This is a genomic window from Parasphingopyxis sp. (genome assembly GCF_052168275.1).
Lineage (GTDB): Bacteria > Pseudomonadota > Alphaproteobacteria > Sphingomonadales > Sphingomonadaceae > Parasphingopyxis.
The window spans coordinates 19,744-28,906 of record NZ_JBQLZM010000111.1; the positions used below are offsets into that span (position 1 = coordinate 19,744).

A 9,163-nucleotide genomic window follows, 5' to 3' on the forward strand; every position below is an offset into this window, starting at 1 on the left:
GCGGCACCCGGAGCGAGGATGCTGATGCGGTTTGACGACATGTTGGCGACGGTGATGGCGCAGCCGCGCGATACGGTGGCCGCGCGCATCTCTTTGTGGCGCCAGCTCGTCGACGTGCTCGCCCAGCGCGAGGATGTGGCGCTGGATCCCGAGCATGTCCATGCGTTCGCGCTGCTCGACGAATGGCAAAGGGACGTGCCGTTCGAGGTGCGGCTCGAGGCAGCCCGGTCCTTGGCCGGCCGTCGGATTCCGGCCTGGCTGCTCGGGCATTTCGCCGAGGACGCGCCCGAAATCGCGCGGCCGGTACTGCTGAGCGCGCTGCTCGATCCCGAAGACTGGATAGACCTGCTGCCGCAAATGCGCGGCAGTTCGCGCGCGCTGCTCCGGCATCGCGGAGATCTGGCTCCGGAAGTGAGCGAGGCGCTGGGCCGGTTCGGGGCGGCCGATATGGTGCTGGAAAGCCCCGCCGGAGAATCGCAAGCGCCGGCCGAGGATGTGCTTGAACTTCGTCCTTCGGACGCGTTGCCGGATCTGCCGGAAACCGCTGCACCGCGCGGAAATTTCGAACAGATCCGAACGCTGGTCGAACGGATCGAAGCGTTTCGGAAGACGCGGGAAGGCGGCACGACGTCGCTTCCCCAAGCTTCCGTCACGGAGTTCCGGTTCGAAGCCGGTTCGGACGGCGTGATCCGTTGGGTGGACGGCGCGCCGCGCGGCCCGCTGATCGGCCAGACGATAGCGTTCAGCGCCGATGCGCTCGATTTCGGCGTCGACGGACATGCGGCCGGCGCGTTCCGGCAGCGCGCCCCGTTCCGCGACGCGCGCCTGATCGTGGCGGGGGAGGGACCCGCTTCGGGGGCGTGGCGGATCTCGGCAGTGCCGTTTTTCGGCGAGCAGGACGGGCGCTTTGCCGGTTATCGCGGGATGGCGCGGCGGCCGCGGCGCGACGAGGAGGCCGCTGCGACGGTCCCGCCGACGGACGGCCTGTTCGGCTCCAACCTCGAGCCGGACTCGCTGCGCCAGCTCATTCATGAGTTGCGCACGCCCCTCAACGCGATCATCGGCTTTGCGGAGATGATCGACGGTCAGTTGCTCGGCCCGGTTTCGGCGGTCTATCGGCAGCGCGCCGCGGGCGTCGCGGAGGAAGCGGCCCGCCTTCTCCGGTCGATCGAGGATATCGATACCGCGGCTCGCGCCGAAACCGACCGGCTGAGCTTCGCGGTCGAAACGGTCGAGATGGCCGGGATCCTGCAGCGGCTGCACGATGTCCATATCGGGCAGGCCGAAGCGCGCGGCGTGAATCTCGCGATCCGCGTCGAACAAGGCCTGCCGCCGCTTGTCGCCGACCCGATCGCCATCGAACGAATGATCGAACGGCTGCTGTCGTCTACCGTGGGCCTGGCGGCGGCCGGGGAGACGATCCTCGTCGCCTGCATGCGCGATGGGGGCGACGGCGGCATCGCCATCACCTTCGATCGGCCCGCGCTTCTTCTGGGTCAGGACGAAAGCGCGTTGCTCGATCCCGGCTATTCGCCGGACGGCGATTGGCCGGACGCGCCGGCGCTCGGCCTCGGCTTCGCGTTGCGGCTTGTCCGGAACATCGCCCATGAGGCGGACGGCGAACTCGATATCGAGCCGGACAAATTTGTCCTGCGCCTGCCGACAAAAGATGCTAGCGCATTGCCGGGTGAACGGGGCAGATAGAAACGAGGGGCCGGCTGTTCTGGCGGACGGCGCGGAAGAGCGCAGGTCCGGCCGGATCGACCGTCCGGCAGATCCCGAGGCTCATGCGGCCCTGCCGGACGATTTCGGCCAGCATTACGTCATTTTCGTCGATACCGAGGAGGAGTTCGACTGGGAACGCCCGCTGAGCCGTGACAATGTCGCGGTAACGGCGATGGAGGGGCTGCCCGAAGCCCAGCGCTTCTTCCGCGAGGCGGGCGCGCTTCCGGCCTATATGGTCGATTACCCCGTCGTCGACAACGACCGCAGCGCGGCGATCATTTGCGAGATGCATGAGCGGGATGGCTGCGAGATCGGAACCCAGCTGCATCCGTGGGTCAATCCGCCGTTCGAGGAGGAGGTCACGGGCTATACGAGCTTCACGGGCAATCTGCCGCGCGATCTCCAGCGCGCCAAGCTCGAGCGGTTGACCGAACGGATCGCCGAGAGGGTGGGCGAACGGCCGACGCTCTACCGTGCCGGGCGGTACGGTATCGGCGAGCATAGCGCCCAGCTGCTCGAGGAGGCCGGTTATCGTCTCGATACCTCGGTCCGCGCGCTGTTCAGCTATGCGCGGGAAGGGGGCCCCGATTTTTCACGCTTTCGCACCAATGCCTTCTGGGCGGGCCCCTCGCGCACCTTGCTCGAACTGCCGTTGACGTCCACTTTCATCGGACCGCTGCGGCGGTTCGGCATGCCGCTTTTCGCCTGGGGCGAGAGTGTCCCGCTTTGGCGGACGCTGCTGGCGCGGACCCGGCTGCTCCAGCGGGTGTCGCTGACGCCCGAAGACTATCCGCTCGATCTCGCGCTCGAAGCGATCCGGAGGCTGATCGACGACGGGCTGCCGGTAATCGGCCTGTCCTATCATTCGCCGTCGGTCGTGCCCGGCCACACGCCCTATGTGCGCGACGCGGCCGACCTCAAGGCCTTTTACGCGTGGTGGGACGGTGTTTTCGACCTTTTCGCCCGGCATGGCGTCACCGCCGTTCGCGCGCGCGACATCGTCGCGGCGGCCGACCGGGCTCGCACCGGACCGGCCGGATCCGCCTGACCGGCGAATAGCCGCTTGCCTTGGGCGACGGCCTTTGGCAGGGCGATGCCGCTGAACCGGTGGGGCCTGTAGCTCAATGGTAGAGCCGGCCGCTCATAACGGCTTGGTTGGGGGTTCGAGTCCCTCCGGGCCCACCAATTCTTTTGATTGCCCTTGGCCGCCGCACGGCCTAAGGGCGCTCTTCCGGTCGGGGAGTGGCGCAGCCTGGTAGCGCATCTGTTTTGGGAACAGAGGGTCGCAGGTTCGAATCCTGTCTCCCCGACCAGCTTTTCCGGAAGCCCTATTGCTGAACCATGTCGACCGCCCAGTCGAGCGTGTCGAAATAGTGGCGGTGGCGATCGGCGAGAAAGCCGTCGGCGTCCCGCATATGGACCCAGCTGTTGAGGAAGTGGAGCAGCCGGTCTTCCTCGTTGCGCACCACGAAGCCGGCAACGCCTGACACTAGCGGCTCATCGAGCGGCAGGGAAATGCGCCCGCCGTGGCGCAGCGCGAATATCCGGGTTTCCGGTACACTTGCCACATAGGCTTGCGCCCTGCCGGTCAACACGGCGCCTTCCGCGCCGCTCGCCGTGGCGAACCGGCTGATGCTCGCATCGCCCAGCATTCTGGCGGCAACGTTGGCGGCCAGCGTATCTTCGACGACCGCGATCGTGATATCGGGGCTGTTAAAGTCTGCGACGCCGGCGGGACTTCCTTCGAATGCGGGGCCCGTCGCAATATTCACCCCGGTCGAGAGATAGGGAATGGAGAAATGAAAGCGCCGCGCACGCTCCGGCGTCATCGCGACGCCGGCGGCGATCATGTCGATCTCGCCTCCGGCGAGCGCGTCGAATATCTCCTCGAAATTATAAAGCTCGAACCGTGCCGAGACGCCGAGATCCTCGGCGATTTTGTTGCCGATATCGATCTCGTGCCCGGCCAGCTCATTCTCGCGGTTTGCGTAGGTCCATGGTGCGAAGACCGAGACGCCGATGATCAGCTCCTGGCGCTGCTGAATATCGTCAAAGGCATCTGCGGAAGCGATCCCGGGCGTGACCAGCCAGACAGCCAGTATGAATTTGAGCAACATCCTCATCGCTTCTTCCCCTTGATCCAGCAGCTGGCAGACTGGCCGATGACGAGCGTGGCATCAAGGGTCGCAGGCACATGATCGGTCTATCGGGCGCAAAAAAAGGGCACTTCCCACCGGGAAGCGCCCTTTCTTTTTCGCTGGTTGACCCGAAGGCCGACCGCTAAATTACATGGCGTCTTCGGCCACTTCCTCTTCAGCGGCTTCCATGGCGTCTTCGCCGGCTTCCATGGCGTCTTCGCCCTCAGCCATCGCTTCTTCGCCTTCGGCCATGGCTTCTTCGCCTTCGGCCATCGCTTCGTCAGCGGCTTCTTCCGTTGCTTCAACGGCTTCGGCGCCTTCGTCAGCGGTTTCCGTGGCGGTTTCGCCGCAAGCGGCCAGCGCGAACAGGCTGGCGGACGCAAGCGCAAAGCTAAGTTTCTTCATTATAAGTGCTCCCATAGCAATAAATCAGGGCCTGGCTCTGCGCCAATCCCAGCGCGCTGCCATAGCGTCCCTTCACGGAACGTCAACTTGTAATTGTGGCGCCGTATCGAAATGAACCGCGCGATATGCTGCAGCGCAACACCGGTTTGGCCCCGTTATTCGGGGGTTTCGGGCGTTTCCATATCCGCATCGCCATTGGCCATGACGGACAGCATGACGGTCCAGGCGGCGACATTTTGCCGCAGTTGCACCGGATCGATCTTGTCAAGCGTGTCGTTCGTGGTGTGGTGCAGATCGAAATAGCGGGTGCCGTCCTGCTGCAGGTCGATCGCCGGCGCGCCGTTCTGGACCAGTATCCGGACGTCGGGCCCGCCGGTCGCCGGGATCCCGCTGCGCGGGATGCCGAGCGGGGCGAGCAGGCGGCTCACCCGGTCGGCATCGCCGCTCGCGCTTTCGGGCAGTGCGAACTCGACCCGCCAGATCCGGTCCGCCCCGAAATCGGATTCGGAAACCACGGCATGGCCTCCGGCGCCGTGCCGTTCGAAATAGGCGGTGGCGCCGAACAGGCCGACTTCCTCGGCGCCGGCCCAGAACAGCCGGATCGTCCGCCTCGGCTGCGTGCCGCTCTCGAGAATCCTATGCGCGGCCGCCGTCACGATCCCGCAACCGGCCGCATCGTCGAACACGCCGGGCGAGAGGTCCCAGCTGTCGAGATGGCAGGCGGCGAGGACGATGTCCGCGTCGGGATCGCGGCCCGGTATCTCGGCGATCACATTGCCGGATTCCTGCTCGCCGATCCATCGGGGCGTCAGCGTCAGATGCATGGTGACCGGCCGGCCGAGCGCCACCATGCGCTCCAGATTGTCGGCATCGGGATTGGAGAGCGCGCCGGCCGGGATCGGCGTCACCCCGTCGCCCCATGTCGTGCCGCCGGTATGGCCGCTGCGATGGTCGGCGGTGCCGACCGAGCGGATGACGATCGCGGCGGCGCCGCGTTCGGCCGCGAGCGACGGCGCGTTCCAGCGCGCCGGTCCGGCAAAACCGTATCCCGACCCGTCCTGGGTCGGCTCCATATGATGGCCGACATAGGCGATCTTGCCGGTCAGGCTGCCGATCGGCGCGGCGCGCAATTCCTCGATCGTGTCGAACGCGGCGATCTCGGCCCGCACGCCGGCATCGCCGGTCGATCCGCTGCGGCCGAGCGCGGTGACGTGCATGGCCTGGGGGTAGGGGGAGACGATCTCGGCCGTCTCCGCGCCGCGCACCCAGGTCGGCATCCGGAAGGTTTCGATCCGGACATTGGAAAAGCCGAGACCCGTCAGCCGTTCCACCGCCCAGTCGCGGGCGCGGGCTTCGGCCTCGGTGCCGGCGAGGCGCGGACCGATCTCGGTCGTCAGGCCCTCGGCGATGGCATAGGCGAGGGTGTCGCCCGCCATCGCGGCATCGCGCATCGCGGCGATGTCGGCATCGCTCGGCTGCGCGAATGTCGGCGAGGGGAGGGCGGCGGCGCAAAGCGCGAGGGGGAGGAGGGTTTTCTGCATGCGCCCCGCTTAACGACCGCATCAAGGTTTGCCAATTCGCCCTGGCATCCCTACATCGCGGCCCAATTCCCACTATCCCAATCCGGAGCACAGACGACCCATGGCCGCGCAATATTCCTACGTCATGAAGGGCATGACCAAGACCTTCCCCGGGGCCCGCAAGCCGATCCTCGATCAGGTCCATCTGCAATTCTATCCGGACGCCAAGATCGGCATCGTCGGGCCCAACGGTTCGGGCAAATCGACGCTGATGAAGATCATGGCCGGCATCGACACCGATTTCACCGGCGAGGCCTGGCCGGGCGAGGGGATTCGCGTCGGTTATCTGGCACAGGAACCCGAACTCGATCCGGACAAAACGGTGAAGGAGAATGTGATGGACGGCGTGCGGCCCGTCGCCGATCTCGTCGACCGCTTCAATGAGATTTCGGGCATGATGGCCGATCCGCCCGAGGACGCCGATTTCGACAAGCTGATGGAGGAAATGGGCGAGCTGCAGGAGAAGATCGACGCGGTCGACGGCTGGACGCTCGACAACCAGCTCGAAATCGCGATGGACGCGCTACGCTGCCCGCCGGGCGACGCCGATGTCACCAACCTGTCAGGCGGCGAGCGCCGCCGCGTGGCGCTGTGCCGCCTGCTGCTCGACAAGCCCGACATCCTGCTGCTCGACGAGCCGACCAACCATCTCGACGCGGAAAGCGTCGCCTGGCTCGAAAAGCATCTGGTGGATTATCCGGGCAACGTCATCCTCGTCACCCATGACCGCTATTTCCTCGACAACGTCGTCAACTGGATCCTCGAGCTCGATCGCGGCCGCTACTTCGTCTACGAAGGCAATTATTCGACCTATCTCGACAAGAAGGCCAAGCGGCTCGAACAGGAAGAGCGCGAGGACAAGGGAAAGCAGAAGGCGATCGCCGACGAGCTGGAATGGATCCGGCAGTCGCCCAAGGCGCGCCAGACCAAGTCCAAGGCGCGCATCCGGGCCTTCGACGAACTGGTCGAGGCGCAGGAGAACCGCTCGCCGGGCAAGGCGCAGATCCTTATTCAGACGCCCGCCCGCCTCGGCGGCAAGGTGATCGAAGCGAACGGCCTGTCGAAAGCCTATGGCGACAAGCTGCTGTTCGAGGACCTGACGTTCAGCCTGCCGCCGGGCGGCATCGTCGGCGTGATCGGGCCGAACGGCGCGGGCAAGACGACCCTCTTCAAGCTGATCACCGGGCAGGAAGAGCCCGACAACGGATCGATCCAGATCGGCGAGACGGTCAAGCTCGGCTATGTCGACCAGAGCCGCGACACGCTCGACCCCAACCACAATGTCTGGGAGGAAATCTCCGACGGCCTCGATATGTTCACCTTCGGCAAGCACGAGGTGCAGACCCGGGCCTATGTCGGCGCGTTCAACTTCAAGGGCACGGACCAGCAGAAGAAGGTCGGCCAGCTATCGGGCGGCGAGCGCAACCGGGTTCACATGGCCAAGATGCTGAAGGAGGGCGGCAACGTGCTGCTCTTGGACGAGCCGACCAACGATCTCGACGTCGAAACGCTGCGCGCGCTCGAAGAGGCGCTGGAGAGTTTCGCCGGCTGCGCCGTGGTCATCTCGCACGACCGCTTCTTCCTCGACAGGCTGGCGACGCATATCCTCGCCTTCGAGGGCGACAGTCATGTCGAATGGTTCGAAGGGAACTTCGAGGCCTATGAGGAGGACAAGCGGCGGCGGCTTGGCGACGAGGCGGACCGGCCGCACCGGATGACGTACAAGAAGCTGACGCGGTGAGCGAGGCATGCCCGATATGGAACACGCCGGCGAAGATCGTCGAGCGGGATTCAGACGCTTGGACTTATGATAGCCCTAGGGCTGGGGGTCGTTTCTATATCGTCGGTACTGCGCGCGGGATGCTTCAAAACGATCCTCCCTCGATAGACCGAAAAGTAGCGATCACTAACTGGCTTGTCAGACAGCGCGTCGCCGGGAACGATGTACCAATCCTGAACTCGTCGACTCTCAAAGATGCGTATTCGCCCCGTCGACTGCCAATGAGTGAGCGGAAGCGCCGGTTCTTTTTGTCGCTTGAAGCTCACGGATACGAGCCAGGCGACACCGTTAAACTCGGTGGCGGCGGTTGGTCACCTGATGACGAAACTCTCATGGATAAGATGTGTGCTTGGCTAGGCGTAAAGGACGATAAACAAAGACAGAAAATACTCGAAACGTTTGCGTCTGAAGGGCTGTTAAAAATCGATACCAAGCACCGTTTGACTATACAACCGAAAGGCTACGAATTTCTCGATAGTTTGGTCGAAGTCGGGGGCTCTGGGTCGCAGGCTTTTGTAGCGATGTGGTTCGATGATTCAATGAGTCTAGCTTTTGACGAAGGTTTCAAACCAGCGATCGAAAATGCTGGATTCGATGCGCTGAGAATCGATAGAAAAGAGCACAATAACAAGATCGATGACGAAATTGTCGGAGAAATCCGACGTTCTAGGTTTGTCGTGGCCGATTTCACCACTAGGACCGAAGGAGAGGGGTCAGGGGCACGGGGTGGTGTTTATTTTGAGGCCGGCTTTGCCATGGGTTTAGGTCTTCCAGTTATTTGGACTTGCCGTGAAGATTGCATCGGTTTCGTACACTTCGATACACGGCAATATTCACACGTCGTTTGGCAAGAGCCTTCGGACTTGGCTGAGAAACTGCGCAAGAGAATTCTCGCCGTGGTCGGTGAGGGGCCAGAGGTTCTCAATTGAAAATTCTAATGTGATATTCGGATCGCAGCCGTACTTGCTAGTCCAAAACGAATAACGCAATCTCGGGTTCAACAACGGCATATGGAACGAGATTCAGTAAGGAATTCACTGTCATGCGGACCTGATCCCGCATCCAGAATTACGAACGACACCGTTACTGATAGAGGGCCCAACTGAGACCTTACCACGGCGGAAATTACCGCAACCGCTTAACCCAGACCTGCCCATTCTCCCGCTGCTCGGTCGCGAAGTTCGGGATATCTTCGATCAGGTCGCGGAGGCGGGAATAGCCGTAGTTGCGGACGTCGAAGCTCGAGCGGTTGCCAGCGCGCTGGCCAACGGCGGATAGCGCGGCGTAGCCGTTCTCGTCGCGCTTGGCGGCGTCATAGGCGTCGATCAGCAGCGCGACGACATCCTCGTCCACTTTGCCCTTTTCGCCCTTGGCGTTGCCGTCCTTCTCCGCCCGGATCAGCGCGTCGACATCGATGAAGCGGGTGCAGGCCTGTTTGAAGGCGTCGGGCGTCTTGGCGCTGCCGAAGCCGTAGACGGGGAGGCCGTCCTGCCGGATGCGCATCGCCATCGGCATGAAATCGCTGTCCGACGACA

The 9,163-nt window shown here is 63.7% G+C and carries 8 protein-coding genes and 2 tRNA genes; 6 read left to right on the forward strand and 4 right to left on the reverse strand.

Annotation, left to right across the window (positions count from 1 at the left end; translation table 11 throughout):
• Positions 1 to 18 precede the first annotated feature (18 nt).
• The 4 genes from ACTS1X_RS09880 to ACTS1X_RS09895 all read left to right on the forward strand — a co-directional run bounded on the left by ACTS1X_RS09880 (position 19) and on the right by ACTS1X_RS09895 (position 3,038).
• Positions 19 to 1,704 carry a histidine kinase dimerization/phospho-acceptor domain-containing protein gene (locus tag ACTS1X_RS09880; protein ID WP_442614224.1) on the forward strand — a complete coding sequence of 562 codons (1,686 nt, stop codon included), beginning with the start codon at positions 19 to 21 and terminating at the stop codon, positions 1,702 to 1,704.
• The gene (locus tag ACTS1X_RS09885; RefSeq protein WP_442614225.1) at positions 1,688 to 2,773 is read left to right on the forward strand and encodes a polysaccharide deacetylase family protein; all 1,086 of its coding nucleotides are present in this window, start codon (positions 1,688 to 1,690) and stop codon (positions 2,771 to 2,773) included. Before ACTS1X_RS09880 ends, ACTS1X_RS09885 begins: the two co-directional genes overlap by 17 nt.
• A 62-nt stretch (positions 2,774 to 2,835) precedes the next feature.
• A tRNA-Ile gene (locus tag ACTS1X_RS09890) sits at positions 2,836 to 2,910 on the forward strand.
• A gap of 51 nt (positions 2,911 to 2,961) precedes the next feature.
• A tRNA-Pro gene (locus ACTS1X_RS09895) sits at positions 2,962 to 3,038 on the forward strand.
• 15 nt (positions 3,039 to 3,053) lie between these two features.
• Here the strand turns inward: ACTS1X_RS09895 and ACTS1X_RS09900 are convergent.
• The 3 genes from ACTS1X_RS09900 to ACTS1X_RS09910 all read right to left on the reverse strand — a co-directional run bounded on the left by ACTS1X_RS09900 (position 3,054) and on the right by ACTS1X_RS09910 (position 5,809).
• Complete coding sequence (locus tag ACTS1X_RS09900; protein ID WP_442614226.1) at positions 3,054 to 3,848, reverse strand: transporter substrate-binding domain-containing protein; 795 nt, start codon at positions 3,846 to 3,848, stop codon at positions 3,054 to 3,056.
• 162 nt (positions 3,849 to 4,010) lie between these two features.
• Positions 4,011 to 4,268, reverse strand: a complete 258-nt coding sequence (locus tag ACTS1X_RS09905; RefSeq protein WP_442614227.1) for a hypothetical protein — start codon at positions 4,266 to 4,268, stop codon at positions 4,011 to 4,013.
• 155 nt (positions 4,269 to 4,423) lie between these two features.
• Entirely contained in the window at positions 4,424 to 5,809 is a 1,386-nt protein-coding gene (locus ACTS1X_RS09910) for a M28 family peptidase (RefSeq protein WP_442614228.1), read from the reverse strand.
• Positions 5,810 to 5,909: 100 nt separating this feature from the next.
• Between ACTS1X_RS09910 and ettA the strand changes: the two genes are divergently transcribed.
• Together ettA and ACTS1X_RS09920 are read left to right on the forward strand one after the other, a co-directional pair.
• Positions 5,910 to 7,589 (forward strand): energy-dependent translational throttle protein EttA, encoded by a 1,680-nt coding sequence (gene ettA, locus ACTS1X_RS09915; protein WP_442614229.1) that lies wholly within the window; start codon positions 5,910 to 5,912, stop codon positions 7,587 to 7,589.
• Positions 7,590 to 7,849: 260 nt separating this feature from the next.
• Positions 7,850 to 8,557 carry a hypothetical protein gene (locus ACTS1X_RS09920; protein WP_442614230.1) on the forward strand — a complete coding sequence of 236 codons (708 nt, stop codon included), beginning with the start codon at positions 7,850 to 7,852 and terminating at the stop codon, positions 8,555 to 8,557.
• 196 nt (positions 8,558 to 8,753) lie between these two features.
• On the opposite strand, the gene ACTS1X_RS09925 is transcribed toward ACTS1X_RS09920, so the two are convergent.
• Positions 8,754 to 9,163, reverse strand: a 410-nt coding sequence (locus ACTS1X_RS09925; RefSeq protein ID WP_442614231.1) for an OST-HTH/LOTUS domain-containing protein, incomplete at its 5' end; no start/stop codon positions are given.

Excerpts from the sequence above, each read along its gene's own strand:
- ettA (WP_442614229.1), top strand. The coding sequence starts at position 5,910 with ATGGCCGCGCAATATTCCTACGTCATGAAGGGCATGACCAAGACCTTC.
- ACTS1X_RS09910 (WP_442614228.1), bottom strand. The coding sequence starts at position 5,809 with ATGCAGAAAACCCTCCTCCCCCTCGCGCTTTGCGCCGCCGCCCTCCCC.
- ACTS1X_RS09900 (WP_442614226.1), bottom strand. The coding sequence starts at position 3,848 with ATGAGGATGTTGCTCAAATTCATACTGGCTGTCTGGCTGGTCACGCCC.
- ACTS1X_RS09905 (WP_442614227.1), bottom strand. The coding sequence starts at position 4,268 with ATGAAGAAACTTAGCTTTGCGCTTGCGTCCGCCAGCCTGTTCGCGCTG.
- ACTS1X_RS09920 (WP_442614230.1), top strand. The coding sequence starts at position 7,850 with ATGAGTGAGCGGAAGCGCCGGTTCTTTTTGTCGCTTGAAGCTCACGGA.
- ACTS1X_RS09880 (WP_442614224.1), top strand. The coding sequence starts at position 19 with ATGCTGATGCGGTTTGACGACATGTTGGCGACGGTGATGGCGCAGCCG.